This is a genomic window from Streptomyces typhae (genome assembly GCF_009755605.1).
Classification (GTDB): Bacteria; Actinomycetota; Actinomycetes; order Streptomycetales; family Streptomycetaceae; genus Streptomyces; species Streptomyces typhae.
Genome location: NZ_WPNZ01000027.1, coordinates 66,971 through 91,298 on the forward strand (window position 1 = coordinate 66,971; position 24,328 = coordinate 91,298).

General features: G+C 71.2%; 27 protein-coding genes. 9 read left to right on the forward strand and 18 right to left on the reverse strand.

The genetic code is table 11. The features are described 5' to 3' along the window. Positions 1-13 precede the first annotated feature (13 nt). Positions 14-994, reverse strand: coding sequence for a GlxA family transcriptional regulator (locus tag GPA10_RS35010; RefSeq protein ID WP_157168957.1), 981 nt, complete (start codon positions 992-994; stop codon positions 14-16). A gap of 94 nt (positions 995-1,088) precedes the next feature. Here GPA10_RS35010 and GPA10_RS35015 point away from each other — a divergent pair, with 94 nt between their 5' ends. Then, complete coding sequence (locus GPA10_RS35015; RefSeq protein WP_246260323.1) at positions 1,089-2,045, forward strand: NADP-dependent oxidoreductase; 957 nt, start codon at positions 1,089-1,091, stop codon at positions 2,043-2,045. Positions 2,046-2,048: 3 nt separating this feature from the next. Here the strand turns inward: GPA10_RS35015 and GPA10_RS35020 are convergent, their stop codons facing one another. Together GPA10_RS35020 and GPA10_RS43050 are read right to left on the reverse strand one after the other, a co-directional pair. Continuing rightward, positions 2,049-2,297 carry a DUF397 domain-containing protein gene (locus tag GPA10_RS35020; RefSeq protein ID WP_157168958.1) on the reverse strand — a complete coding sequence of 83 codons (249 nt, stop codon included), beginning with the start codon at positions 2,295-2,297 and terminating at the stop codon, positions 2,049-2,051. A 40-nt stretch (positions 2,298-2,337) separates the two neighbouring features. Then, positions 2,338-2,862 (reverse strand): ATP-binding protein, encoded by a 525-nt coding sequence (locus GPA10_RS43050; RefSeq protein ID WP_343041664.1) that lies wholly within the window; start codon positions 2,860-2,862, stop codon positions 2,338-2,340. A 280-nt stretch (positions 2,863-3,142) separates the two neighbouring features. On the opposite strand from GPA10_RS43050, the gene GPA10_RS35030 reads away from it, so the two are divergent. Both GPA10_RS35030 and GPA10_RS35035 read left to right on the forward strand, forming a co-directional pair. After that, positions 3,143-3,997: a helix-turn-helix domain-containing protein gene (locus GPA10_RS35030; RefSeq protein WP_157168960.1), complete on the forward strand. Its 855-nt coding sequence runs from the start codon at positions 3,143-3,145 to the stop codon at positions 3,995-3,997. A gap of 14 nt (positions 3,998-4,011) precedes the next feature. Beyond that, the gene (locus GPA10_RS35035) at positions 4,012-4,224 is read left to right on the forward strand and encodes a DUF397 domain-containing protein (protein WP_157168961.1); all 213 of its coding nucleotides are present in this window, start codon (positions 4,012-4,014) and stop codon (positions 4,222-4,224) included. Positions 4,225-4,522: 298 nt separating this feature from the next. On the opposite strand, the gene GPA10_RS43055 is transcribed toward GPA10_RS35035, so the two are convergent. The 4 genes from GPA10_RS43055 to mnmA all read right to left on the reverse strand — a co-directional run bounded on the left by GPA10_RS43055 (position 4,523) and on the right by mnmA (position 7,131). Beyond that, positions 4,523-4,942 carry an AAA family ATPase gene (locus tag GPA10_RS43055; protein WP_343041672.1) on the reverse strand — a complete coding sequence of 140 codons (420 nt, stop codon included), beginning with the start codon at positions 4,940-4,942 and terminating at the stop codon, positions 4,523-4,525. A gap of 6 nt (positions 4,943-4,948) precedes the next feature. Further along, positions 4,949-5,638: an AAA family ATPase gene (locus GPA10_RS43060; RefSeq protein WP_246260328.1), complete on the reverse strand. Its 690-nt coding sequence runs from the start codon at positions 5,636-5,638 to the stop codon at positions 4,949-4,951. Between the two features lie 27 nt (positions 5,639-5,665). Then, entirely contained in the window at positions 5,666-5,842 is a 177-nt protein-coding gene (locus GPA10_RS43065) for a hypothetical protein (RefSeq protein WP_246260330.1), read from the reverse strand. 146 nt (positions 5,843-5,988) lie between these two features. After that, positions 5,989-7,131: a tRNA 2-thiouridine(34) synthase MnmA gene (gene mnmA, locus GPA10_RS35045; RefSeq protein ID WP_157168962.1), complete on the reverse strand. Its 1,143-nt coding sequence runs from the start codon at positions 7,129-7,131 to the stop codon at positions 5,989-5,991. A 61-nt stretch (positions 7,132-7,192) separates the two neighbouring features. Here mnmA and GPA10_RS35050 point away from each other — a divergent pair, with 61 nt between their 5' ends. Further along, positions 7,193-7,918, forward strand: coding sequence for an N-acetylmuramoyl-L-alanine amidase (locus GPA10_RS35050; RefSeq protein WP_058850821.1), 726 nt, complete (start codon positions 7,193-7,195; stop codon positions 7,916-7,918). A 171-nt stretch (positions 7,919-8,089) separates the two neighbouring features. Here the strand turns inward: GPA10_RS35050 and GPA10_RS35055 are convergent, their stop codons facing one another. The 3 genes from GPA10_RS35055 to GPA10_RS41950 all read right to left on the reverse strand — a co-directional run bounded on the left by GPA10_RS35055 (position 8,090) and on the right by GPA10_RS41950 (position 9,989). Further along, positions 8,090-9,268, reverse strand: a complete 1,179-nt coding sequence (locus GPA10_RS35055; RefSeq protein WP_157168963.1) for a cysteine desulfurase family protein — start codon at positions 9,266-9,268, stop codon at positions 8,090-8,092. A 47-nt stretch (positions 9,269-9,315) separates the two neighbouring features. Beyond that, positions 9,316-9,534 (reverse strand): hypothetical protein, encoded by a 219-nt coding sequence (locus GPA10_RS35060; RefSeq protein WP_058850875.1) that lies wholly within the window; start codon positions 9,532-9,534, stop codon positions 9,316-9,318. A gap of 302 nt (positions 9,535-9,836) precedes the next feature. After that, positions 9,837-9,989 carry a hypothetical protein gene (locus GPA10_RS41950; RefSeq protein WP_198351793.1) on the reverse strand — a complete coding sequence of 51 codons (153 nt, stop codon included), beginning with the start codon at positions 9,987-9,989 and terminating at the stop codon, positions 9,837-9,839. A gap of 137 nt (positions 9,990-10,126) precedes the next feature. On the opposite strand from GPA10_RS41950, the gene GPA10_RS35065 reads away from it, so the two are divergent. Both GPA10_RS35065 and GPA10_RS35070 read left to right on the forward strand, forming a co-directional pair. After that, positions 10,127-10,786 (forward strand): TetR family transcriptional regulator, encoded by a 660-nt coding sequence (locus GPA10_RS35065; protein WP_157168964.1) that lies wholly within the window; start codon positions 10,127-10,129, stop codon positions 10,784-10,786. A gap of 52 nt (positions 10,787-10,838) precedes the next feature. Next, a complete protein-coding gene (locus GPA10_RS35070) occupies positions 10,839-11,717 on the forward strand; it encodes an alpha/beta fold hydrolase (protein ID WP_157168965.1) in 879 nt (292 codons plus the stop codon). On the opposite strand, the gene GPA10_RS35075 is transcribed toward GPA10_RS35070, so the two are convergent. Then, complete coding sequence (locus GPA10_RS35075; protein WP_343041665.1) at positions 11,689-12,780, reverse strand: helix-turn-helix transcriptional regulator; 1,092 nt, start codon at positions 12,778-12,780, stop codon at positions 11,689-11,691. The two genes, GPA10_RS35070 and GPA10_RS35075, sit on opposite strands and share 29 nt — an antisense overlap. 94 nt (positions 12,781-12,874) lie before the next feature. Between GPA10_RS35075 and GPA10_RS35080 the strand changes: the two genes are divergently transcribed. The 3 genes from GPA10_RS35080 (at position 12,875) to GPA10_RS35090 (ending at position 15,584) form a co-directional block, all read left to right on the forward strand. Next, complete coding sequence (locus GPA10_RS35080; protein ID WP_058850826.1) at positions 12,875-13,780, forward strand: LysR family transcriptional regulator; 906 nt, start codon at positions 12,875-12,877, stop codon at positions 13,778-13,780. Between the two features lie 155 nt (positions 13,781-13,935). Beyond that, positions 13,936-14,505, forward strand: a complete 570-nt coding sequence (locus tag GPA10_RS35085) for a cysteine dioxygenase family protein (RefSeq protein WP_157168966.1) — start codon at positions 13,936-13,938, stop codon at positions 14,503-14,505. Then, a complete protein-coding gene (locus GPA10_RS35090) occupies positions 14,505-15,584 on the forward strand; it encodes a YeiH family protein (RefSeq protein WP_157168967.1) in 1,080 nt (359 codons plus the stop codon). The genes GPA10_RS35085 and GPA10_RS35090 overlap by 1 nt, the downstream gene beginning before the upstream one ends. Positions 15,585-15,636: 52 nt before the next feature. On the opposite strand, the gene GPA10_RS35095 is transcribed toward GPA10_RS35090, so the two are convergent. The 7 genes from GPA10_RS35095 to GPA10_RS35125 form a co-directional block, all read right to left on the reverse strand. After that, positions 15,637-16,509, reverse strand: coding sequence for a thioesterase family protein (locus GPA10_RS35095; protein ID WP_058850829.1), 873 nt, complete (start codon positions 16,507-16,509; stop codon positions 15,637-15,639). 25 nt (positions 16,510-16,534) lie between these two features. Further along, positions 16,535-17,212 carry a trimeric intracellular cation channel family protein gene (locus GPA10_RS35100; protein WP_343041666.1) on the reverse strand — a complete coding sequence of 226 codons (678 nt, stop codon included), beginning with the start codon at positions 17,210-17,212 and terminating at the stop codon, positions 16,535-16,537. 310 nt (positions 17,213-17,522) lie between these two features. Beyond that, a complete protein-coding gene (locus GPA10_RS35105) occupies positions 17,523-18,788 on the reverse strand; it encodes an ABC transporter ATP-binding protein (RefSeq protein WP_157168968.1) in 1,266 nt (421 codons plus the stop codon). Between the two features lie 11 nt (positions 18,789-18,799). Next, positions 18,800-19,942 carry an ABC transporter ATP-binding protein gene (locus GPA10_RS35110; RefSeq protein WP_157168969.1) on the reverse strand — a complete coding sequence of 381 codons (1,143 nt, stop codon included), beginning with the start codon at positions 19,940-19,942 and terminating at the stop codon, positions 18,800-18,802. Continuing rightward, positions 19,939-20,940 (reverse strand): ABC transporter permease, encoded by a 1,002-nt coding sequence (locus GPA10_RS35115; protein WP_343041673.1) that lies wholly within the window; start codon positions 20,938-20,940, stop codon positions 19,939-19,941. Before GPA10_RS35115 ends, GPA10_RS35110 begins: the two co-directional genes overlap by 4 nt. Before the next feature lie 159 nt (positions 20,941-21,099). After that, a complete protein-coding gene (locus tag GPA10_RS35120) occupies positions 21,100-22,872 on the reverse strand; it encodes an ABC transporter substrate-binding protein (RefSeq protein WP_058850833.1) in 1,773 nt (590 codons plus the stop codon). 102 nt (positions 22,873-22,974) lie between these two features. Further along, entirely contained in the window at positions 22,975-23,979 is a 1,005-nt protein-coding gene (locus GPA10_RS35125; RefSeq protein WP_157168970.1) for an ABC transporter permease, read from the reverse strand. Positions 23,980-24,328: the final 349 nt, after the last annotated feature.

Sequence of the window (24,328 nt, forward strand, 5' to 3'; positions counted from 1 at the left end):
CTCCGGACGGCCTCTAGGCGGCCGTCGCGGCGAACGTCCTGCGGTAGGCGGCGGGTGACACGCCGAGGACGGAACGCATGTGCTGACGCAGCGAGTTGGCGGTGCCGAAGCCCGCGCGGTGGGCCACCAGGTCGATGGGCAGGTCGCTGGTCTCCAGGAGGTGGCGGGCGAGTTCGAGGCGCTGGGCGGTGAGCCAGCGGCCCGGTGTGGTGCCCACCTCGTCGCGGAAGCGGCGTGTGAACGTGCGCAGGCTCATGCGCGCGTGCCCGGCGAGCTCTCCGAGGGTCAGCGGTTCCTGGAGCCGTTCCAGGGCCCACGCGCGCGTGGCCGCCGTCGTGGCGAGCGTGGGTTCCGGGACGGGCCGTTCGATGTACTGGGCCTGTCCGCCGTCCCGCCAGGGCGGCACCACGCACGCGCGGGCGACCTGGTTGGCGACGGCGCTGCCGTGGTCGCGGCGCACGAGGTGCAGGCACAGGTCGATGCCCGCGGCGACACCGGCCGAGGTGAGCACGTCGCCGTCGTCCACGAACAGCACGTCCTCATCGACACGCACGCGCGGGTAGCTGCGCTGGAAGTGCGGGGCGAGGTGCCAGTGGGTCGTCGCGGGGCGCCCGTCCAGGAGCCCCGCGGCCGCCAGGACGTACGAGGCGCTGCAGAACGACACGAGCCGCGCCCCGGGCCTGATCCGGCCGAGCGCCCCCGCCACCGCCTCCGGGAGCGCGCCGCCGGGCAGCCCCCGGTCGAGGACGCGGGTGGGCGGGATCACGACGGTGTCGGCACCCTCCAGGGCCTTGGGGCCGGTCCCGCCGGTGAGCGAGAAGCCCGCGTCGGTGCGCACGGCGCCGCCGTCCACCGTGCACACGGCGACGTCGTAGAGCGGGTGCCCGGCGCCGTCCGCCGCGGCGCCGAAGACCCGTGCGGGGATGCCCAGCTCGAAGGCGTACACGCCGTCGAGGGCGAGGACGACGACACGGTGCGCGGTGCGGGAGGCCATGGCCAGATCCTGTCACATCATGGCCAAACTGCCAGCACCGCGGGAACGCTCGTTGGCGCACGCTGAGGGCCGCTCAGCAGAGAGGACAAGACCAATGAGCCTGCCCACGACCACCATGCGTGCCGTCAGCCCGCGCGCGTGGGGTGCCCCCGACGTCCTGGTCCCCGTGGAGGTGGACCGCCCCGCGCCGGGTCTCACGGAGATCCTGGTCAAGGTGCACGCGGCCGGTGTGAACCCGGTCGACTGGAAGACGCGCGCCGCGGGTGCGTTCGGCACCTGGGGCGACACCCCGATCCTCGGGTACGACGTGTCCGGCACGGTCGAGGCCGTGGGCCCCGGAGTGACCCTGTTCGAGCCCGGCGACGAGGTGTTCGGCATGCCGCGCTTCCCGGAGCAGGCGGGCGGCTACGCCGAGTACGTGACCGCTCCCGCGCGGCGCTTCGCCCGCAAGCCCGGGAACATCGATCACGTGGGCGCGGCTGCGCTGCCGCTCGCGGCGCTCACGGCCTGGCAGGGCCTGATCGAGACGGCCGGTCTCCGCGCCGGGCAGCGCGTCCTGATCCACGCGGCAGCGGGCGGCGTCGGCCACCTCGCCGTGCAGATCGCCAAGGCGCAGGGCGCGTACGTCATCGGGACGGCGCGCGCCGACAAGCACGACTTCCTGCGCTCGCTCGGCGCGGACGAGCTGATCGACTACACCGCGACGGACTTCGCGGAGGCCGTACGGGACGTGGACGTGGTCCTGGACGGCGTCGGCGGGGAGTACGGCGACCGCTCGCTGCCCGTCCTTCGCCGCGGCGGCCACCTGGTGACGCTCCCCGACCCCGGCGGTCTGCCCGACCCCGAGCGGGCGCGTGAGCTCGGCGTCCACGCGGGCTGGACGGTCGTGGAACCGGACCGGCACGGCATGCTGGAGATCGCCCGCCTCGTCACCGAGGGCAGCCTGCGCCCGGAGATCGCCGCGACGCTGCCCCTCGCGGAGGCGGCGAAGGCGCACGAGCTCGGCGAACTGGGCCGCACCCAGGGCAAGATCGTCCTGACGGTCCCCTGACTTTCAGCGGCAGGCGTCTTCCACGAAGTGGTCGAACTCCCCCGCCTGCACGCCCCGTACGAACGCGTCCCACTTCTGCCGTGTGGTGGTCACGACGGTGCCGGGGTCGTCGCTCTCCCGCAGGTACACGGCGTCGCCGTCCCCGAAGGCGACCTCGATCCACGGGCCTGGCCCGTGCTCGGTTCCGCCTTCGGGGACGGCCCGTATCCAGTCGAGGCCATTGAAGTCCGGGGTGCCGGGGCTCTGACTCATGGGACCAATTTCCCCGCCACCCTGCCGGTCGAAAGCGAACTCACCCCCCGGACAGGGCCAGTTCGAACCAGACCGTCTTGCCGCCCGGCCCGCGCGGTCGCGCCCCTATCGGGTAGCCGCCCCACCGGTCGGCGACCATGTCGAGGATCAGTATCCCGCGCCCGCCTTCGGCGTGCAGCCCGGCCTGCGCGCACCGTGTGGACGGCTGCTCGGGGCTCGTGTCCCACACGCCGACCCGCAGTACAGGGTGCAGCCACTGAAGGCGTACGGACACGGGGCCCTTGGTGTGCCGTACGGAGTTGGTGGCCAGCTCCGAGGCAAGGAGTTCGGCGCGATCGGTGAGATCGGTAAGCCCATGGGCATCGAGGACGGCGCGCAGGGTGACGCGAGCGATGCGGGGGCCTCGCGGGTCGCAGGGGAAGTGAAGTTCGTAGTGCCAGGGGTCGGTGAAGGGGAGGGGCTGGGGGTGGAGTTGCCTGGGGAGCAGGCAGGGGATGGGGGATGACGGGGTCCCGTTGTCCGCGGGAGCGGTCGGGCCTTGTTCCTGACGCTGGTCCGATTTCACGGTGGCACCTCCTGGGGTGCGCGGTCGTGCCGAGAGGATGGGGCGCGCCGGGGGCGTTGCGGTTTCCCTGTTGCAGGTGGCCTTAACGCGGCTAGCGCTGCCCCGAGGGAAGGGGCGGCGCGCTTCCTGTTTGCGGCGGAGTGTGCGGCGCGAGCCACACTGTAGGACCATTCCGCATCACATGTGAGCCACTTTCCACTTACGAGTGGCGAAGTGTGTGACTCACTAGACCCCTATCTGTCGGTGCTGCCACACTGTCCGCGCGCCCGAGAGAGGACTCATGGCTCCACGAAACGCACCCACCGCTCGCCACCGCCGACTCGCAGCGGAGATGCGTCGCATGCGGGAGCAGGCAGGCATCACCGTGCAACAAGCCGCCTCCACGCTCGGCGTCGACCGAACGATGATCTCCAACATCGAGGCGACACGAACGGGCTTGAGCGAGGAGCGCGTACGCCAACTGGCAAGCGCGTACCGATGCCCCGACCTGGCCCTGATCGACGCACTCACGTCCATGACCGGACCACGGCGGCCGAGTCACTGGTGGGACGAGTACCGAGGCAAGATCCCGGAAGGTCATCTCGAAATCTCGGAGGTAGAGCACTACGCCACGCGCATCCGCACAGCGCAGACAGTGCATCTGCCCGGCCTGTTCCAGACCGAGGATCACGCTCGGGCGATCTTCGAGCTGACGGTGCCGCGACTGTCACGTCTCGAAGTCGAGCTACGCATTGCCCACCGGCTCGGGCGACAGAAGATTCTCACCGGGGAGAACCCGACTCCATACATCGGAATCATCCACGAAGTGGCCCTGCGGCTGGAGTTCGGCGGCAGAGACGTGGCACGTGCTCAACTGAACTACTTGGCTGACGCTTCTGAGCGCGACAGCGTCACCCTCCTCGTCATCCCTTTCAGTGCAGGCGGCTTCCACGGCGCGGGGCAGTCAGTCCTGTATGCCGAGGGACCCGTACAGCAGCTGGACACAGTCCAGTTGGACACGGCGTTGGGCGCGCACTTCGTGGATGCCCCGACACCGCTCGCGAACTATCGTTCCCTTCTCGACCTGATGGAGCAGTCCGCGCTGTCCTCTGAGGAGTCGCAGAAGCTCATCCGGTCCATTGCCCGCGAACTATGAGAGGACCGGACGTCATGACCGAAGTCGAGTGGCAGCGATCGTCGTTCTGCGGCGGTGGCGGCAACAACTGCGTCGAGGTCGCCGCGACAGCGGACGGCATCGCACTCCGCGAAAGCGACAGCCCAGCCACCGTGCTGACAACAGGCCGGCGCGCCCTGCTGGCGCTCATACGGACGGTGCAGTCGGAGGCGTCACCTCTGTCCGGAACAAGCAGTCCCACGCGATAGCCATCTACTTCCAGTCGTCCTGCGTGATTCCCAGGCTCACCTAGAGGCGCCAGACGTCGGTGGACGGGTCACGGTTCAGGACCGGGCAGCTCGGCGCGTGTCCCGAGCGGGCCGCCCACCGCTCGGGCGACTTCGGGCTCGGCGCTACCACGGCACCTTCTGGCCTCCTCGGGGTGACGATGGTGGCCTGCCCCGCCTTGCACGCCCCGTGTTCGCACTGCGCCAGCAGGCCCCGGGCGTGGCCGATCGCCGTACCGACCCTGCCCTGGAGGGCAGCGGCGCGCGCGCCCATGACGCTCTACAGTTCCCTGGCGATCTCGCCCGGAGTCACCCTGGGAGCGCCACCGTACCGGCCGCGCAGGTAGCCGCGCTCCAAGTCCTCATCGGGGTCCGGGCGTGCCGCCGTGAGCGGGTACAGCTCGGTCTGGCCGGTGGACCGCTTCACCGTGATCCACACTTGCTCGGCGGCCAGCGGGCGCTCCAGCACGGCGTCACCGAGCAGTGTCGCGTCGTGCGTGGTGAAGACCAGTTGCGCCCGGTGCGGATTCGCTTCGGGGTCCTGGAAGATCCGTACGACTTCGGCGGCGAGGGTGGGGTGCAGGCTGGAGTCGAGTTCGTCGACGAGGAGGGTCGTCCCCCGGTCCAGGGCCGTCAGCATCGGGCCGAGGAAGGCGAACCACGCGAGCGTGCCCAGGGACTCCTCGGTACGGAAGTCCAGGGTCTCCTAGGTCCCGTCGGGGGTGCGGTGGCGCAGCGCGAGCTCTCCCGTGACCGGGTCGACGTCGACGCCGGTGAGGCCCAGGTCCGCGATGGCGAGCAGGCCGGTCAGCCGGTCGAGGTCCCCCAGGCCCGAGGGCTGCTCGCTGCCGTGCGGGGCGGGCGCACCGCCGCTCTTGTGGGAGTGGTGCGGCTTGGGCGCACCGAGCATCCGCTGGGTCCACGCGGTGCGCTCGGCGACGCTCTCGTCGGGGGTGACCAGCAGCAGATTGTCGAGGAACCAGCGGTACAGCTCGCTCAGCTGCGGGTCGTTCAGTGTGGCCGCCGTGGAGAGGAAGAGGGCGTTCGGCCGGGTGAGCGCCACCAGGTCGTCGCGACGGCCCCGGAACGCGGGACCTTCCTGGCTGTCCACCCCGGGGAAGACGAACTCGCCGCCCTCGTCGTCGGGCCGGTCGGCCTCCCTGTCGAACCAGACCACCCGGGTGCCGTCGAGGTAGGCGTGCAGCCACTCCGCCTCGACCCGCTCGTCCGACAGCTCGAAGCCGTACGTGTAGCGCACGGGTCGTCTGCCGAGTGCGAGGTCGACTTCGAAGAGGGTGGTCTCGTCGGAACACGAGGGGTCGAGTTTGAAGGGGCGGCGCGGCACTCCCGGGCGCGTCGCCCATTCCGCGAAGGACGTGCGTACGGCCTGCCGCATGTCGTGCAGGGCGAGGAGCAGGTTGGACTAGCCCGAGGCGTTCGCTCCGAAGATGCCGGTCACGGGCAGGACCGTCACCTCGCGGTCCTCGTCCCGCAGATCCGTACGGAGCGCGCCGCCCGCGTAAGGGACCGCCGGCACCAAGCCGAGCTGGCACTCGTCCCGGATCGAGCGGTGATTGGCCACCCTGAAACGCAGCAGCACCGTCGTCCTCCCGGAGACAGGAGCAGACTCCTGTCGTTACGTGCACCGATTCCAGCAACTTAGCGGCTAACCACTTAACCGGATAAGTGGTAGCCCGCTGTAGCCACAGTGTGACGCCGCGATCTGCGGGGCCAGCCTCAGAGGATTCAGACGGCGGCGGCCGCCCGCTGGGTGGTGGCGATCGTCGCCGAGCCCACCACGCGCGAACCGTCGTACAGGACGATCGCCTGGCCGGGCGCCACGCCGCGCACCGGCTCGGTGAACGTGACGTGCAGAGTGCCGTCGACCGGTTCGGCGGTCACCTCGGTCTCGCCGCCGTGGGCGCGCAGCTGGGCGGTGTAGGTGCCCGCTCCGGTGGGGGCGGCGCCGCACCAGCGGGGCCTGACGGCCGTCAGGGCGGTCACGTCGAGGCCCGCGGCGGGGCCGACCGTGACGGTGTTGTCCACCGGGGAGATGTCCAGGACGTAGCGCGGCTTGCCGTCGGGCGCGGGCGTGCCGATGCGCAGGCCCTTGCGCTGGCCGATCGTGAAGCCGTACGCGCCCTCGTGGGTGCCCAGGACCGTCCCGGACTCGTCCACGATGTCGCCCTCCGCCTTGCCGAGGCGCGCGGCCAGGAAGCCCTGGGTGTCGCCGTCCGCGATGAAGCAGATGTCGTGGCTGTCGGGCTTCTTGGCGACGGCCAGGCCGCGGCGCTCGGCCTCCGCGCGGATCTCGTCCTTGGTCGTGACCGTGTCGCCCAGGGGGAACATCGCGTGGGCCAGTTGGCGGTCGTCCAGGACTCCCAGGACGTAGCTCTGGTCCTTCGCCATGTCGGACGCCCGGTGCAGCTCTCGCTCGCCGTTCTCGTCCACGACCACCTGCGCGTAGTGGCCCGTGCACACCGCGTCGAAGCCCAGCGCCAGGGCCTTGTCCAGGAGCGCGGCGAACTTGATCTTCTCGTTGCAGCGCAGGCACGGGTTCGGGGTGCGCCCCGCCTCGTACTCCGCGACGAAGTCCTCGACCACGTCCTCACGGAAGCGCTCGGCGAGGTCCCACACGTAGAACGGGATGCCGATGACGTCCGCCGCACGGCGGGCGTCCCGCGAGTCCTCGATGGTGCAGCAGCCGCGCGCGCCCGTGCGGAACGACTGCGGGTTCGCCGAGAGCGCCAGATGCACACCGGTCACGTCGTGCCCGGCCTCGGCGGCTCGGGCGGCGGCGACGGCGGAGTCCACGCCGCCGGACATGGCGGCGAGGACGCGGAGCGGGCGGCTGGTGCGCGGCGGGGCCGACGGGATCTGCGAAGTCATAGCCCTAACAGGGTACGGGTCCCCGGGAACCGGGCGCGCGTGAGTAAGCGTTGAGGATCACATGGGGGCAGAGGACACCTCGGGGACGAGGGACACCGGAAGCACACACGGCGCGGAGCCGGCCGAGGGCCGCGGCACGGCCCGCCGCGCCCTGCTCCTCGGCGGCGCCGCCGTCGGGCTCGGCGCCCTGGTGCTCGGCCACGACGAGCTCGGCCGGCTGTGGGGGCACCGGCCGCGGATCTCCACACCCCGCGAGGACGGCGTGGTCGACGCCCGCGGCGCCCAGTGGATAGCGGCGTCGGGGGCGAACTGGCGCCGGGCCGACCGCCCCGCCGACTACGACATCGACCGCGTCGTCATCCACGTCGTCCAGGGCGAGTACCGCACGGCGCTGCGCGTCTTCAGGGACCCCGGGCACGGCGCGGCCACGCACTACGTGGTCCGCAAGGACGGGCACGTCGCCCAGATGATCCGCGAGCTCGACGTGGCCTTCCACGCGGGCAACCGCGCCATGAACGAGCGCAGCGTGGGCATCGAGCACGAGGGGTTCGTCGACCGGAAGTCGTCGTTCACCCACGCCATGTACGCCTCCTCGGCGGCGCTCACCGCCGGGATCTGCCGGCGGTACGACATACCGGTGGACCGGGAGCACATCATCGGGCACGTGGAGGTGGAGGGGACGGATCACACGGATCCCGGGCCGCACTGGGACTGGGAGCGGTATATGCGGCTTGTGCGGCGGGAGCGGGACCGGAAGCCCGCTCGGGCCACCGGTACGCCTGCGTAGCCCCTGGCCCGGGCGGGTGGGCGCACGGGTGGGTGGGTGCGGGTGTGCGGGTGTGCGGCCCGGCTGGGAGCCCCCGATCCCGCCCCTTCCCGCTCCCGGGGCTCCGCCCCGGACCCCGCTGCTCAAACGCCGGAGGGGCTGAGATCCACCAGCGGGCCTGGAAGCAAGCAGCTAGCTCAGGCCCGCCGTGCGGGCGCGTTCCACCGCCGGGCCGATCGCCTCCGCCACCGCCTCCACGTCCGCCCGCGTCGACGTGTGGCCGAGCGAGAAGCGGAGCGTCCCGCGGGCCAGGTCCGGGTCCGTGCCGGTGGCGAGGAGTACGTGGCTCGGCTGGGCGACACCCGCGGTGCACGCCGAGCCCGTGGAGCACTCGATGCCCTGGGCGTCGAGCAGGAGCAGCAGCGAGTCGCCCTCGCAGCCGGGGAAGGTGAAGTGGGCGTTGGCCGGGAGCCGTCCCGCCGGGTCCGGGTCGCCGCCGAGGAGCGCGTCGGGGACGGCGGCGCGGACGGCCGCGACCAGTTCCTCGCGGAGCGCGCCGATCTCGCGGGCGAACCACTCCCGCCGCTCGGCGGCGAGCTGCCCGGCGACGGCGAACGCGGCGACCGCGGGCACGTCCAGGGTGCCGGAGCGCACATGCCGCTCCTGGCCGCCGCCGTGCAGCACGGGCACGGGGCTGTACGCGCGGCCGAGGAGCAGCGCGCCGATACCGTACGGACCGCCGATCTTGTGCCCGGACACGGTCATGGCGGCGAGCCCGGAGGCGGCGAAGTCGACGGGCACCTGCCCGAAGGCCTGCACGGCGTCGGCGTGCAGCGGGACGTCGAACTCGGCGCAGACGTCGGCCAGTTCCCGTACCGGTTGCAGGGTGCCGATCTCGTTGTTGGCCCACATGACGGTGGCGAGCGCCACGTCGTCGGGGTTGCGGGCGATGGCCTCGCGCAGCGCTTCGGGGTGCACGCGGCCGTGCGCGTCGACGGGGAGGTACTCGACGGTGGCGCCCTCGTGCTCGCCGAGCCAGTCCACCGCGTCGAGCACGGCGTGGTGCTCGACGGGGCTGGCCAGGACCCGGGCGCGGGGCGGTCCGCCGTCCTTGCCCGCGCGCCGCGCCCAGTACAGGCCCTTCACGGCGAGGTTGTCGGCCTCGGTGCCGCCGGAGGTGAGAACCACCTCGCTGGGGCGGGCGCCGAGCGACTCGGCCAGCGTCTCGCGGGCCTCCTCGACGGTGCGGCGTGCCCGGCGGCCCGCCGCGTGCAGCGAGGAGGCGTTGCCGGTGACGGCGAGCTTGGCGGTCATCGCCGAGATCGCTTCCGGGAGCATCGGGGTGGTCGCGGCGTGGTCGAGGTAGGCCATGGTGGCCCCGATTCTACGGACCGTGGACAGCGCGCCCGACCTCGCGGTCAGAGCCCGAGGCTCCAGGACACCGTGTTGTCCATGGACATCAGGGTGACGAGGACGACGAGGTCGGCCACGCCGAGACCGAGACCGAGGAGGGCGCGGCCGCGGCGGGCCGTGCCGCGCCACAGGGCGATCGACGCCAGGACGATGGCGATCGGGCCGAGGACGATGTTCAGGACGAGCAGCCCGAGAAGGCCGAGGACGAAGGCGGCCACGGCCATGCCGTCGGTGTCCCGCCGACCGGTGGGCCGCGTGTCGACGGACCGCGTGTCGACGGAGCGCGTGTCAGCGGAGCGCGTGTCAGCGGAGCGCGTGTCAACGGACCGCGCGTCGACGGACCGCGTTCCGGCGGACTGCGCGTCTGCGGACTGGGCCTCAGCGGAGCGAGCGTCGGCCGACTGCGTGCCGGTGGGCCGTTCGTCGGTGGGCCGTTCGTCGGCACGACGTGTGTCGGTTGCCGTAGCGGTGAGTTCCATGGTGCGACTCCTCGGGGACGGATCGGACGTCGTACGGAACGGACGGGTCAGCGGTGGCGTGCGTGGCGCTCGCGCACCGTGAAGATCAGCAGCCAGGCGCCGATGACGGCGGCCATCACGAGCGTGACGGACAGCGGTGCGTGCGCCACGGTCCCCATGGCGACGCCCAGGAGCAGCAGTGCGGCGACGAGGAACAGCATGGTGACGATGCCTCCCGTGTGCGGGTCACTGTGGACGACACTTCGGTGAACGACTGTGGTTACAACTGTTCACTGACTATGGAGTCTACTCCCTCCACGGCTTCCAAAACTCGGAGAACAGTTGTTAACTGCATGGCATGAGTCACACCCTCGGCGATCCGGCCCCGACCCCGGGCGCCCGGCAGGCCCAGAAGCTGCGGACCCGGCAGGCACTCCTCGACGCGGCCCTGCGCCTGCTGGCGGAGCAGAGCCTGTCCAGCCTCGGGCTGCGCGAGGTGACCCGGGCCGTGGGGGTGGCCCCCACGGCCTTCTACCGGCACTTCCGCGACATCGCCGACCTGGGCGTGGCACTGGTCGAGGAGGCGCTCGGCAGCCTGCACACGACGCTCGTCGCCACGCTCGCGGCGACCGGCGAGGGCGACGGCGAGGAACGCATCGCGGCAGCCGTCGAGTTGATCGTCGCCTACGTGCGCGCGTACCCCGCGCACGCCCGCTTCATCGCGCGGGAGCAGCACGGCGGCGTCCGCCGGGTGCGCGAGGCCATAGGCGCGCAACTGGCGCTGTTCGCGCGGGAGGTGGCGGCGCAGTTCGCCAAGGAGCCGGAGGCGGTGGGCTGGAGCGAGGACGACCTGCTGATGCTCGCCCGGATGTACGTGGACCACATGGTGATGACCGCGTCCGCGCTCCTGGAGACCGACGACGCGGGGCCGGTGACGGACACCGCGCGCCGGCAGCTGCGCCTGGTGAGCCTCGGCCGCAGGCACTGGCTCGACGCCCCGCCCCCGGCGGACCGGTGACCCGGCCCGCCGCCCTCGACGGGACAGTAAGGGGCAACTAGCCTCTACGCTCATGACCAACATCCCGACCGGCCTGACCGACTGGGCGCTCCCCGAGACGTTCGACTCCTCATCGGGCGCCGTCCGCTGGGCCGCGCTCGGCCCGGCCGGGGCGCCCCCGGTCGTCCTGGTCCACGGCACCCCGTTCTCGTCGTACGTGTGGCGCGGCATCGCCGGGGCGCTGTCCCGCGATCACCGCGTGTACGTCTGGGACCTGCCCGGGTACGGCGCCTCGGAGATGCGGACCGGCCAGGACGTCTCGCTGGCGGCGCAGGCGCGGGTGTTCACCGAACTCCTCGCGCACTGGGGCCTGGCCGCCGGGGACGGGCCCCCGGCCGTCGTCGCCCACGACTTCGGCGGCTGCGTGGCGCTGCGGGCCCATCTGCTGCACGGCGCCCGCTACGCCCGGCTCGCCGTCGTCGACCCGGTGGCCCTCGCGCCCTGGGGGTCGCCCGCGTACCGGCTGCTCGGCGCGCACGCGGACGTCTTCGCCCAGCTCCCGCCCGCGCTGCACGAGGCGATGGTCCGGGAGTACGTCGGCTCGGCGAGCCACCGCGGGCTGCACCCCGCCGTCCTGGACCGGCTCGTCGCGCCCTGGTGCACCCCGGCGGGGCAGTCCGCGTTCTACCGGCAGATCGCGCAGAACGACCAGCGCTTCACCGACGAGATCCAGGGCAGGTACGGGGAGCTGGCGCTGCCGGTCCTCGTCTGCTGGGGCACCGAGGACACCTGGATCCCCCTCGCGCGCGGCCACGAGCTCGCCGGTCTGATCCCCGGCGCCGAGCTGCGCCTGATCGAGGGCGCGGGCCATCTCGTACAGGAGGACGCGCCCGCGGAACTCACGGCGGAGCTCGGTCGTTTCCTCACTGCGGGCCCTCGTACAGGTCACTGACAGCCGCGGCGGCCCGCGCCAGCTCCGCACGCACCTCGGGCGGCGAGAGGACCTCGACGGCATCGGAGAAGGCGAGCAGGACGCGGGCCGCACGCACCTCCTCACAGACGAGGCGCACGGTGACCCACTCCCCCGCGCCGCCGCCGCTCCCGTCGCCGTCGCCGCCCGCCACGCCGCCCTCGTCGTCCGCACCGCCCTCGCGACCCGCAGGTCCCGCGCCGCCCTCACGACCCGCGGGACCCGGGCCGCCCGAGCCGCCCGCGTCGACGAGTTCCGTGAGCGCGCCCGCGTGCAGCCGCAGAAAGCGGCCGTAGCGGTCCCGGCGCACCCGGGCCGTGACCTCGATCCCGCCGGTGCGGCGCTCCACCCGCCGCTTCAGGAACTCCCAGACACCGGCGAGCTCGACACCGGCTCTGCGGCGCACGGGCTCGTCCGTGAGCCGCGCCGCGCGCACCCGGTCGGCGCGGAACAGCCGCGGCTCCCCGTCCCGGTCGGCCACGAGGTACCAGACACCGGCCTTGGAGACGAGGCCGTAGGAGTCCAGCGTGTACTCCCGCTCGGTGTCGGTGCCGCTGTGCACATAGCGCACGCGCAGCCGCCGGTCGGCGAAGACGGCCTCCTGGAGCGTCTCCAGATGGTCCACGGGCAGCCCCGCGCCGGGCCCGCGCTCCCAGCGCGTGGCGTCGACGAGGATCCGCCGGCTCGTCAGGTCGGCGGCGCTCCTGTGCGGCGCGGGCAGGGCCGCCATCACCTTGCGCAGGGCGGAGCCGATCGCCGCGTCCAGGCCGAGCGCGGCATGCGTGCCCTTCGCCGCGAGCACGAACAGGGCGCGGGACTCGTCGGCGGTGAGACCCGTGACATCCGTGCGGTAGCCGTCGATGAGCGCGATCCCGCCGTGCCTGCCGCGCTCGGCGTACACCGGCACGCCGGCCGCGGACAGCGCCTCGACGTCGCGGTAGATGGTGCGCACGGACACTTCGAGGCGCTCCGCGAGCTCGTGCGCGGGCACCGTGCCGCGGGTCTGGAGCAGCAGGAGGATGGAGAGCAACCGGTCGGACTTCACACGGAACAGGATCGCGCGCGTTCGTATCCATCCGTATCCAGAAGCGACGGAAAAGGCTCCTCAGCTGTTCCCAAATTTTGCTTATGATTCGGACGTGTTCGACTCCCGGCACATCAGGTCCTTCCACGAAGTGGTCCGCACCGGCTCGTACTCCGCCGCGGCCCGCTCGCTCGGCTATACGCAGCCCGCGATCACCCAGCAGATGAAGGCGCTCGAACGGTCCGTGGGCACGGTCCTGTTCACCCGGGTCGGCCGGCGCATGCGGCTGACGGAGGCGGGTGAGGCGCTGTCCCGGCACGCCGGCGTGATCCTCGGCAACATCGACGCGGCCCAGCAGCAGATGAACGCGATCACGCGCCTGCGCACCGGCCGGGTGCGGCTCTGCGCCTTCCCGAGCGCCACCGCCACGCTGATCCCGGAGGCCCTGGCCCGCCTGGCCCGCGCCCACCGCGGCATCCGCGTCGAGCTCCAGGAGTACGAGCCACCGGAGTCCCTGCAGCGCCTGGTGCACGGCGACGCCGACGTCACGCTCGCCTTCACCTATCCGGGGCTGCGCGAGGAGGTGCCGGACGAGGTCGTCGAGGTACCGCTGATGGAGGACCAGCTGACGGTCCTGATGCCGACCCGGCACCCGATGGCGCGCCGCCGCTCGGTGCGGCTCGCCCATCTGTCCGAGGAGCGCTGGATAGCGGGCTGTCTGCGCTGCCGCGCCAACTTCCTGCACGAGTGCGCCGAGCAGGGCTTCGCCCCGGACATCGCCTTCACCACCGACGACAACCTCGTCATCCAGAGCCTCGTCTCGGAGGGGCTCGGCATCGCGATGATGCCCGGCCTCGTCCTGAACTTCCTGTGCCACCGCTCGGTCACCGGCCGCCCTCTCGATCCGGCGTCCCGGCGGCAGGTGTCCGCGTACGTGCTCCGCGAGCACCTGCGCATTCCGGCCACGGCGCTGGTGCTCGACGAGTTGAAGGCGGTCGCGACGAACCGGGTGGGCTGCTGACCGCGCCCGGCCGCCGTCGGGCGACCCGTCCGGCCACGCGTCCAGCCACCCGTCCGTCCGGCCGCCGCCCGCGGACCCGTCCATAAGCAATTTTTGAGGTTCTGCCAAGAAACCGTCGTTGGACGTGATGGATGACGCGGGCCGACGCTGCCCGTATGACCACCCCCACCACGCACACCAGGACCCGCACCACGGAGCGCCTCGACGCGCTCGTCGACGACATCCGTGCGGCGGTCGGCCGCGGGCTGCCGCCGGACCTGACCGCGTACCTGGTGGGAGAGCGCCTCGCACCGCACCTGGGCGCCGCCGACCTGCTCACCCCCGCGCAGTGCGAGGGCGACCCGGAGCGCTACCGCCAGCACCTGCTGCACGCCGAGAGCGACGGCAGCTTCTCGCTCATCGGTCTGGTCTGGCTGCCCGGTCAGCGCACCTCGGTGCACGACCACGTGTCGTGGTGCGTGACCGGCGTGCACGAGGGCGAGGAGCACGAGCGGCGCTACCGGCTCGTCCCCGCGGCCGGGCCGGGCACCGCCGCGCACCTCGTCGCCACCGAGGACGTGGTCAACCCGCAGGGCGCGGTGTGCGGGTTCGCGCCGCCCGGTGACATCCACCGGGTCTGGAACGCGGGCGCGGGACGCGCGATATCGCTGCACGTCTACGGCGCGGACATCGCGCGGCTCGGCAGCAGCGTACGGCGCGTCTACGACCTGCCGGCCGACCGCTGATGGCGCTGCTCGGACAGCGCCCGCCGAGGACGGCGCCGGCGCGGGTCGCCGCCGCGCGGGTACGGGCCGCGGGGCCCTGGCCCGGTCTCGCCCTGGCCGCGGCCGGTGTCGCGGCGGCCTGGCTGACCCACCGGCTGCTGCCCGGAGTGCCGATGCTGACGGTCGCCATCGTCCTCGGCCTCGCCGCCGCGCAGCTGCCCGGGACCCGGGTGTGGGTACGCGGCCGGTCCCGGCCCGGACTCACCTTCGCGGCGAAGCGGCTGATGCGGGTGGGCGTGGTGCTGCTCGGCCTGAAGCTCAGCCTGCGCGACGTGCTCGGGGTGGGCTGGGGAACCGTCGCGATGGTCCTGGTGGTGGTCGCCGCGACGTTCTTCGGTACGTGGTGGCTCGGCCGGAGGCTGGGGCTCCCCGGCGACCAGCCGCTGCTCATCGCGACCGGCTACTCGATCTGCGGGGCGTCCGCGATCGGCGCGGTCAGCGACGTCTCGCGCAGCGAGGAGCGGGACACGGCCGTCTCGGTGGCCGTGGTGACGCTCTGCGGGACGCTGGCGATCGCCGTCCTCCCGCTGCTCCAGGGCCCCCTCGGGCTCAGTGACGCGGAGTTCGGGCGCTGGGTCGGGGCGAGCGTGCACGACGTGGGGCAGGTCGTCGCCACCGCGCAGACCGCCGGGGGCGACGCCCTCGGGGAGGGGGTCCTCGTCAAGCTGATGCGGGTGGCGATGCTGGCGCCGCTCGTGGCGGGGGTGGCGCTCTCGGTGCGGGCCCGCCGGGCCGCGGGCGCCGGTGCGGGCTCGGGTGCGGGTGTTCCGGGTGAGCGGCGCCCGCCTCTGGTGCCGTTGTTCGTGGCGGGGTTCGTGGCGATGGTCGTCGTCCGCAGCACCGGGTGGGTGCCGGACGCCGCTCTCGACGTGGCCGGGGTGGGTCAGGAACTGCTGCTCGCCGCGGCGTTGTTCGGGCTCGGCAGCGCGGTCGACCTCCGGTCGTTGGTGCGTACCGGGGGGCGGGTGGGGCTTGTGGGGCTGTGTGCGTGGGTTGTCGTGGGCGGGGTCTCCTACGCGGGGGTCTGCCTGACGGGGTGAGCACGGGCGCGCCCTGCGGAAGCGGGAGCGGGAGCGCCCGGGTGGGGCCGCGTCAGAGGCGGGCGCGGGCCAACTGGCGGGACTGGGCGACCAGGCGGTCCGCGGAGTCCCAGACCTCGGCGTCCTCCTCCAGGAAGCCGCCGGCCAGGTTGCGCGTGGAGATGGCGACGCGGAGCGGCCCCGGAGCGGGCTTCGCGCGGACGTGGACGGTGAGCTCCACCGTCGGCACCCACCCGGTGAGCCCCATCTCGAACGCCGTCGGCGGCAGCGCGTCCACGGCGAGCAGCAGCGACAGCGGATCGGCCGGACGCCCGTCGGCGAGCCCGAACCACGCCCGCATCTCGCCCTTGCCGGACGGCTGCCCGAGCGCCCAGCCCAGCGTCGCCGGGTCCAGCTTCAGCCACAGCCGGTCGGCGATCGCGGACGAGCCGGGCATGGAGCGCTGGTCGGCAGGGGCGTCGTCGGCGCCGAAGCAGTGCTCGGGCGGGGGCATCGACGGGGGCGCGGCCGACGTGCGCACGTCGTCGGGCAGCGCGTCGAGGTCGCCGTACGAGGCGAGCACCCGCAGCCGCTCGACCTCGTTGCCGTCGGCGTCGCACTGCACGAGCGAGGCCTGCCCCGTGGAGAGCCCGCGCCCGGTGCGCACGGTCTCGGTGCGCACGACGGCGGGACCCGGCTCGGACGCCGTCAGATAGTGCGCGGAGATCGTGAACGGGTCGGGGTGCGGCAGCGCCTGTGCGAGGGCGCGGCCGACGACCGCGAGGAGATAGCCGCCGTTGACGGCGTTGACGATGGTCCAGCCCGCGGAGAGGTCGGCGTCGTGGACGCCGGGCTCCCGCAGGGTGACCGCCGTGTCGCGGTCGAACTCGCTGTCCCCCACCGTCGCGCGCGCCGTCGGCGCCTCAGCTGTTTCCGTTTCCGCCATGGCAGCAACGTACAACAGACAACTACTAAGCGGTAGCTTTTTCTTCTGCGGGCTCCTCCGCCGAGGACCGGCGGTTCCAGGCGCGCGGCGCCCGCCAGTGGTAGCGCAGCGCGAGCAACCGCAGGACGAACGCGGTGACGACGGCGAGCGCCGTGGTGATGCCGTTCAGGACCTCGAAGCGGATGGACAGGGCGACGATCGCCGCGCCCACGACGGCGGGCACCGCGTACAGGTCACGGTCCCAGCGCACCAGGGACGGCACCTCGTTGGCGATGATGTCGCGCAGCACGCCGCCGCCGACCGCCGTGGCCAGGCCGAGGGTGGCGGACGCGGTGAGGCCGAGCCCGTGGTCGTACGCCTTCGTGGTGCCCGTCACACAGAACAGGCCGAGGCCCGCCGCGTCGAAGACGTTCACCGCGAACTGGGTGCGTTCGACCTGCGGGTGCAGGAAGAACACGAGGAGTGCGGCGAGCAGCGGGGTGAGGAAGTAGCCGAGGTCGGTGAAGGCGGCCGGGGGCACCGCGCCGATCACCAGATCGCGGAAGAGTCCGCCGCCCAGGGCCGTGACCTCCGCGAGTACGGCTATGCCGAAGACGTCGAAGTTCTTGCGTACGGCGAGGAGGGCGCCGGAGATCGCGAAGACGAAGATGCCGACGATGTCCAGGGCGTGCTGGACCGACGGACTGAACAATTCCAGAAGCACGCACCATTGTCCCCCCGGCGGGGGGCCGTCCCACCTCACCGCCCCCACCTCACCCGCCCGGTCGCCCGTTCATCGCGCTGCCGCGCTCGTCCTCAATCGCCGGACGGGCTTGATTCCCCGCCCGCCCGCCCCTTCATCGCGCTTGCGCGCTCGTCCTCAATCGCCGGACGGGCTCACTTCCCCGCACGGCCCCTCCCGACGGGGCTGGGCCGATGATGCCCGCCGCAGGCGAAGAGGGCGGGTGGGTGGGGAAAAGAGCCCGTCCGGCGTTTGAGGACGAGGCCGGAGGCCGACCGACAGGGGCCCGACGTCACTCGGCCTTACCGGACTCCTTCTTCAGCTCAGCCGCAGGCTCCTTCTCCGCAGCCGGGACCGGGTCCGGGTCCGGGTCCGAGGCAGGGGCCGGGGCCGGGTCCGGGGCCGAGGGCTCGGCCGGCAGGGTCGGGGAGGGAGCCTCCGCCGCCTCGGCGGCGGCGTCCGCCGCGGTGGACACCGACACCACGTCGATCGCCTCCCTGGCGGCAGAGAGCAGCTGGGTGTCCTCGGGCGCCTGGTCGGGCGCGTTCTCCGGGTGGTGGCAGGCCACCTGGTGCGCGGTCTCCAGGGTGAGGAACGGCGGCTCCTTCACGGCGCAGATCTGCGTCGCCTTCCAGCACCGCGTGTGGAAGCGGCACCCGCTCGGCGGGTCGATCGGCGAGGGCACGTCACCGCGCAGCAGGATCCGCTCGCTCTTGACGCCCCGCCGCTTGGGATCGGGCACGGGCACGGCGGACAGCAGCGCCTTGGTGTACGGGTGCATGGGCTTGGTGTACAAGTCCTTGCGGTCCGCGAGCTCGACCATCTTGCCGAGGTACATCACGGCGATGCGGTCGGACACGTGCCGGATGACCGACAGGTCGTGCGCGATGATCACGTAGGTGAGCCCGAGCTCGTCCTGGAGGTCGTCGAGGAGGTTGACCACCTGCGCCTGGATGGACACGTCGAGGGCCGACACCGGCTCGTCCGCCACCACGAGCTTGGGCTGAAGGGCGAGCGCGCGGGCGATGCCGATGCGCTGGCGCTGACCGCCGGAGAACTCGTGCGGATAGCGGTTGTAGTGCTCGGGGCTGAGGCCCACGCGCTCCAGCATGCCCTGGACGGTCTTCTTCACGCCGCCCTCGGGGCTGACGCCCTGGAGCTTGAAGGGCGCCCCGACGATCGTGCCGATGGTGTGCCGGGGGTTCAGCGACGAGTACGGGTCCTGGAAGATCATCTGGACGTCGCGGCGCAGCGGCCGCATCCGTGCCGTGTTCAGGTGCGTGATGTCCGTGCCCTGGAACTCCACGCGTCCGCTGGTCGGTTCGAGGAGCCGCGTGATGAGCCGGCCCATCGTCGACTTGCCGCAGCCGGACTCGCCGACGACGCCGAGCGTCTCACCGGAGCGTACGTCGAAGCTCAGCCCGTCGACGGCCTGCACGGCCGCGACCTGGCGCTGGAGCAGCCCCTTCTTGATGGGGAAGTGCTTCACCAGTCCTTCGACCTTGAGCAGCACGTCCCGGTCGTCCGGGGCGGATTCCGCCTGCGAGGGGATGGTCATGTCCTGGTCCTTCACAGCTTCGGCGCGATCTCTTCGGTCCAGATCTTGGTGCGCTCCTCGCGCGACATGTGGCAGGCCGAGTAGTGGCCGGAGCCGACCTCGCGCAGTTCGGGGCGCTCGGTGCGCGTGATCTGGTCCTTGGGTACGTCGGCGTAGGGGCAGCGCGGGTTGAAGGCGCAGCCCGACGGGAGGTTGATGAGCGAGGGAGGCGAGCCCTTGACCGGGACGAGGCGCTCGGTCTCCTCACGGTCGATGCGCGGCATCGAGCCGAGCAGACCCCAGGTGTAGGGGTGCTGGGGCTCGTAGAACACCTGCTGCGCGGTGCCGCGCTCGACACAGCGGCCGCCGTACATCACGAGCAGGTCGTCGGCCATCTCGGCCACCACGCCCAGGTCGTGGGTGATCATGATGACCGCGGAGCCGAACTCCTTCTGCAGGTCCCGGATGAGGTCCAGGATCTGCGCCTGGACGGTCACGTCCAGGGCGGTGGTCGGCTCGTCGGCGATGAGCAGCTCGGGGTTGTTCACCAGAGCCATCGCGATCATCGCGCGCTGGCGCATGCCGCCGGAGAACTCGTGCGGATAGCTGTCCACGCGCTTGTCCGGCTGCGGGATGCCCACGCGGTCGAGCATCTCGATGGCCCGCTTGCGCGCGACCTTCTTGTCGACGTCGTGGTGCACCCGGTACGCCTCGACGATCTGGGTGCCGATCGAGTAGTAGGGGTGCAGCGCGGACAGCGGGTCCTGGAAGATCATCGCCATTTCGCGGCCGCGCAGCTTGCGCACCTCGTCCGCGGGGGCGCTGAGCAGGTCGGTGCCGTTCAGCCAGATCTCACCGGAGAGCTGGGCCTTGCGGCGGCCGTACTGGCCTGCCGTGTGCAGTCCGAGGATGCCGAGCGAGGTCACGGACTTGCCGGACCCGGACTCGCCGACGATGCCGAGGGTGCGGCCCTTCTCCAGCGTGAAGCTGAGCCCGTCGACGGACTTGACCAGGCCGTCGTCGGTCGGGAAGTGCACCTTGAGGTCGCGCACCTCGAGGAAGGCGGAGGAGGCGGGCGAGCCGGAGACCACTTCGCCTACGGCCGCGCCGGACGTCGACACGGCAGTCGTCGCGGCGCCGTCGGGCGTCGCTCCGCTCTTGGACAGTTCGGTCATCCCAGCCTCACTCGCGGGTCGATGACGGCGTACAGAAGGTCCACGACGAGGTTGGTGATGGCGATCGCGAGAGCCGCGCAGAGCGTGACGCCGAGGATCACGGGCAGGTCCTTGCTGCTGATGGCCCTGACCGCTTCGAGGCCGAGGCCCGGAAGGTTGAAGGTGGACTCGGTGAGCACGGCGCCGCCCATGAGCACGCCGAGGTCGAGTCCGAAGACGGTGAGGATGGGCGTCATCGCCGAGCGCAGCGCGTGTCTGCGGATGACCACGACCTCGCCGAGGCCCTTGGCGCGTGCGGTGCGGATGTAGTCCTCGCCGAGCACTTCCAGCATGGTGGCGCGGGTCAGACGGGCGTACATCGCGGCGTTGAGGAAGGCCAGCACGATCCACGGCAGGATCAGCGTCTGGAACCAGACGTCGATCGAGTCGTCCGTACTGAGGCTGTCGGCGATCTCCACCCAGCCCAGGTTGTGGACGAAGATGCCCATCGCGATCATGCCGGTGAAGAAGACGGGGAGCGAGACGCCGCCGAGGGCGGTGGTCATCGCGGCGCGGTCCCAGATGGTGCCGCGCTTGAGGGCGGAGACGACACCGGTGAGGACACCGGCACCGAGCCACAGCACACAGGCGCCGGCGGCGAGCGCGCCGGTGACGGGCAGGGCGTCCTTGAGGGTCTCCCAGACGGGCGCCTCGGTACGGAAGGAGTAGCCGAAGCAGGGTGCGGGGCAGTGCGTGACGTCACTGCCGTTGACGTAGTCCCGGCCCATCGGGATGCCCTTGATGAAGTCCCAGAACTGGACGATCAGGGGGTCGTCGAGGCCGAGTTTGGTCCGGATGCCTTCGAGCTGCTCGGCTCCGGCCTGCTTGCCGGCGAAGAGGACGGCGATGTCCTGTCCCGCCCATTTGGGCAGCATGTAGAAGACGGTGAAGGTCGCGAGCAGTACGACCAGCACCATGATGATGACGGCGATCAGGCGCCGGATGAGATAAGCAAGCACTGTGCGCGGCCCGGCGGTGCCCGGCGCCCCCTCGTGAGGGGCTTCGGTCACCGCCCGGGGCCATCACCTGCCCTTCGGACTGGCGGGATGCGGCGGCAATGTGACGGGAGATCAGGAGGCGGTTGCCGCGGCGGGCCGGAGCCCGCCGCGGCGTGCCGTTTACTTCTGGTTGACGCCGAGCGAGACGTAGTCGTAACGGCCGTTGTACGCGTCGGACATGTACGCGTTCGTCAGCCGCGAGCCGCGCCAGGTGATGTTCTTCTCGTAGAGGAAGGGCATCCAGTCGGCCTGGTCGAGGATCCGCTTGTCGAGCTCCTTGTAGATCTCGCCGCCCTTGACCGGGTCCGTCTCACCGATCGCCTTGTCGAACAGGGCGTCGATCTTCTTGTCCTTGATCTGGGACTCGTTGTAGTTGCCGTTCTCCATGAGGAAGCGGCTGTCGAACAGCGGCTGGGCGTAGCCCTGGCCGGTCGGGAAGTCCGGGCCCCAGCCGCTCATCTGCATGCTGTAGCCGCGCTTCTTCACCACGGAGGGCGAGCCGGTGATGCTGGCCGAGTCGGCGCCGTCGAGCTGCTCGACGGAGACGTTGATGCCGACCTTCTTCAGCTGCGCCTGGAGGGCCTCGGCGGTGTCGACCTCACCGGGGTTGTTGTTGCGCGCGGTGAGCTTGGCGCTGAAGCCGCTCGGCTTGTCGCACTGCTTGAGCTCGTCCTTGGCCTTGGCGACGTCCGGCTTGCCCTTGCGCGCCAGGATCCCGTACGGGTCGTAGTCGCTGTAGCCGGGGACGGCCTTCGGGAAGGTGCTGTTGGCGATCTCACCCGCGGCCAGCTCACCGCCGCGGGTCTGCTGAAGGCCCGCGAAGTCGGTGGCGTAGAAGACGGCCTTGCGGCAGTGCACGTTGTCGAACGGCTTCGCGTTGTGGTTCAGCGCGACGTAGCGCACGAAGGACGTGTGCATGTTGTCGACGTTGTTCTTGTGCTTCTGCACAGCGGTGACGCGGCCGGACTGGGTCATGCCGGTGCCGTTGAGGTCGACGTCGTAGTCGCCGTCCATCAGGCGCTTGTCGTTCTCCTCCAGGTTGGCGGAGATCGTCACGTCGATCTTGTCGGGAAGCGCCGGGCGGATCGGGTCCGCCTCCTTCTTCCACTTGTCGTTGCGGACCAGGACGATCTTCTTGCCGGCCTTGTACTCGGCGAACTTGTACGGGCCCGCGGAGAACGGACGCTGGGTGTACTTGGCCTTGGTGTCCTTGGCCGCCTTGACCGCGGAGCCCGCGGGCATGGCCAGGAACTGCTCGAAGTCACCGTTGCGCTTGGGCAGCTTGAAGATGATGGTCTTGTCGTCGGGCGTCTCGATCGCCTTCAGACCGAGCTTGTCCTTGGACGTGTCCTTGTAGGGGCCCTTGTACTCGCCCTTGGGGTCGAGCGTCTGGCGGATGTAGCCGGGGCCACCGGTGATGGTGTCCGTCGCCCACAGGCGCTCGATGCCGTACTTGACGTCCTTGGACGTCAGCGCGGAGCCGTCCTCCCACGTCAGACCATCACGAAGCTTGTACGTGTAGGTCTTGCCGTCCGCGGAGATCTTCGCGGTGGACTCGGCGAGGTCCGGGACCAGCTTCGTGCTCTCCTTGCCGGGCTTGGTGTCGTACGACACCAGCTGCCGGGTGTAGAAGCGCATGAAGTCCCAGGACATGCCGTAGTAGGCGCGCTGCGGGTCGGCCGAGTCCAGGTCCTGCTTGCCGACCATGCGCAGGGTGCCGCCGGCCTTCTTGGACGGGTTGGCGACCTTGTTCAGCGAGGCGTTGTAGCCCGCGCCCTTGCCGCCGCCGCTGTCGTCATCGTCGCCGCCGCCGCACGCCGTGGTGGTCACCAGCGCCGCGACGACGAGGGCCGCACCGGCGGTGAGCCGTCGTTTCGGGGAAACTCTGGGCATTTTCTCGCAACCTCCGAGATTCGCGGTCCCTGGCTTTATCGCTGCCGAAGAACCATGGAAAAAGCCACCTGACCAGCGGCAGGGGCAAGTCAGTTGGGCCTGCTAGCGGGTTCCCTTGGGGTCGAGCGCGTCGCGCAGACCGTCCCCGAAGAGGTTGAAGGCGAGCACCGTGATGAAGATCGTCACGCCTGGGAAGACCATGAACATCGGGTCGTGCTCGTACGTCTCGAGAGCGTCCCGCAGCATGCCGCCCCACGAGGCGGTCGGCGGCTTGACGCCCGCGCCCAGGAAGCTGAGGGCGGCTTCCGTGAGGATGTTGGTGGGGATCATCAGGGTCGCGTAGACCGTGATCGGGGCGACCAGGTTCGGCAGCAGCTCGCGGAAGAGGATGTGGCGCCGGCCGCCGCCGAGGCTCTTGGCGGCCTCCACGTACTCGCGTTCGCGCAAGCTCAGCGTCTGGCCGCGCACGATGCGGCCGACGTACGGCCAGCCGAAGAAGCCGATCACCAGGACGAGGATCGCGACGCGCACGCTCGTCCCTTCCAGACCCATCAGGTCGTCGGGCAGGACCGAGATCAGGGAGATGATGAAGAGCAGCTGCGGGAACGAGAGCAGTACGTCCATCACGCGGCTGATCAACGCGTCGACCCAGCCGCCGAAGTAGCCCGCGATGATCCCGAAGAGGGTGCCGAGGACCACGGCGACGATGGCGGCGAGGAATGCCACCAGGAGCGAGATCCGCGCGCCGTAGACGATGCGGCTGAAGACGTCGCGGCCCTTGTTGGGTTCGACACCGAACAGGAAGTCGCTGCTCACGCCGCCGAAGGCGCCCGTGGGCAGGTTCGTCAGCGGATCCAGCTTGTCCTGGTGGAAGTCGTTCGGCGGGTGGCCGAGGAGACTCACGATCAGAGGTGCGAAGACGGCCACCAGGACCAGGAGCAGCACCGTGATGCCGCCCGCGAGGGCGACCTTGTCACGCTTCAGCCGGTTCCAGGCGATCTGCTTGAGGGAGCGCCCCTCGACCTTCTTCACCCCTGCACCAGCTGCGGGAGCGACGTCCTCGGTGGGTTTCGCGTCCGCAGGTGTGTCATGCAATGGCGCCGTCATCGTGGCAGGGACCCCTCTCAACCGGCGGTGACCGGCCCGCACTTGCCGCTGTAGCGACGTGATCAGTCCGTCGTACACAGGGGCGAAGGCCCCTTGCTGCGGGAGTCTTCAACGGGGCCGTGATCTGTTACCAGACTTGTCGGGGAATGGATGCGCAACCGTGATGCTGATCGAGGTGTTCCGTTATCCGGACGAGACTGAACGACGGGCGAACACGGGGCAGTTGGTGACCAAGGGTCTCAGGAGGTCTATACCAGTACGGTGGCACCTGAAGCGGACATCCCGCCGGTCGGCGCTGATCAGCACGGTCCGGGCCCGGATCGGACCGTCGAGTTCCGGACGGTGTCCG

Coding starts and splice junctions, on each gene's coding strand:
- GPA10_RS35120 (WP_058850833.1), bottom strand. CDS start 22,872: ATGCCCAGAGTTTCCCCGAAACGACGGCTCACCGCCGGTGCGGCCCTC.
- GPA10_RS35110 (WP_157168969.1), bottom strand. CDS start 19,942: ATGACCGAACTGTCCAAGAGCGGAGCGACGCCCGACGGCGCCGCGACG.
- GPA10_RS35020 (WP_157168958.1), bottom strand. CDS start 2,297: ATGAGTCAGAGCCCCGGCACCCCGGACTTCAATGGCCTCGACTGGATA.
- GPA10_RS35105 (WP_157168968.1), bottom strand. CDS start 18,788: ATGACCATCCCCTCGCAGGCGGAATCCGCCCCGGACGACCGGGACGTG.
- GPA10_RS35095 (WP_058850829.1), bottom strand. CDS start 16,509: ATGGCGGAAACGGAAACAGCTGAGGCGCCGACGGCGCGCGCGACGGTG.
- GPA10_RS35065 (WP_157168964.1), top strand. CDS start 10,127: ATGAGTCACACCCTCGGCGATCCGGCCCCGACCCCGGGCGCCCGGCAG.
- GPA10_RS35030 (WP_157168960.1), top strand. CDS start 3,143: ATGGCTCCACGAAACGCACCCACCGCTCGCCACCGCCGACTCGCAGCG.
- GPA10_RS35070 (WP_157168965.1), top strand. CDS start 10,839: ATGACCAACATCCCGACCGGCCTGACCGACTGGGCGCTCCCCGAGACG.
- GPA10_RS35060 (WP_058850875.1), bottom strand. CDS start 9,534: ATGGCCGTGGCCGCCTTCGTCCTCGGCCTTCTCGGGCTGCTCGTCCTG.
- GPA10_RS35010 (WP_157168957.1), bottom strand. CDS start 994: ATGGCCTCCCGCACCGCGCACCGTGTCGTCGTCCTCGCCCTCGACGGC.
- GPA10_RS43060 (WP_246260328.1), bottom strand. CDS start 5,638: ATGCGGCAGGCCGTACGCACGTCCTTCGCGGAATGGGCGACGCGCCCG.
- GPA10_RS41950 (WP_198351793.1), bottom strand. CDS start 9,989: ATGCTGTTCCTCGTCGCCGCACTGCTGCTCCTGGGCGTCGCCATGGGG.
- GPA10_RS35055 (WP_157168963.1), bottom strand. CDS start 9,268: ATGGCCTACCTCGACCACGCCGCGACCACCCCGATGCTCCCGGAAGCG.
- GPA10_RS35050 (WP_058850821.1), top strand. CDS start 7,193: ATGGGGGCAGAGGACACCTCGGGGACGAGGGACACCGGAAGCACACAC.
- GPA10_RS35125 (WP_157168970.1), bottom strand. CDS start 23,979: ATGACGGCGCCATTGCATGACACACCTGCGGACGCGAAACCCACCGAG.
- GPA10_RS35015 (WP_246260323.1), top strand. CDS start 1,089: ATGAGCCTGCCCACGACCACCATGCGTGCCGTCAGCCCGCGCGCGTGG.
- GPA10_RS35090 (WP_157168967.1), top strand. CDS start 14,505: ATGGCGCTGCTCGGACAGCGCCCGCCGAGGACGGCGCCGGCGCGGGTC.
- GPA10_RS35035 (WP_157168961.1), top strand. CDS start 4,012: ATGACCGAAGTCGAGTGGCAGCGATCGTCGTTCTGCGGCGGTGGCGGC.
- GPA10_RS35085 (WP_157168966.1), top strand. CDS start 13,936: ATGACCACCCCCACCACGCACACCAGGACCCGCACCACGGAGCGCCTC.
- mnmA (WP_157168962.1), bottom strand. CDS start 7,131: ATGACTTCGCAGATCCCGTCGGCCCCGCCGCGCACCAGCCGCCCGCTC.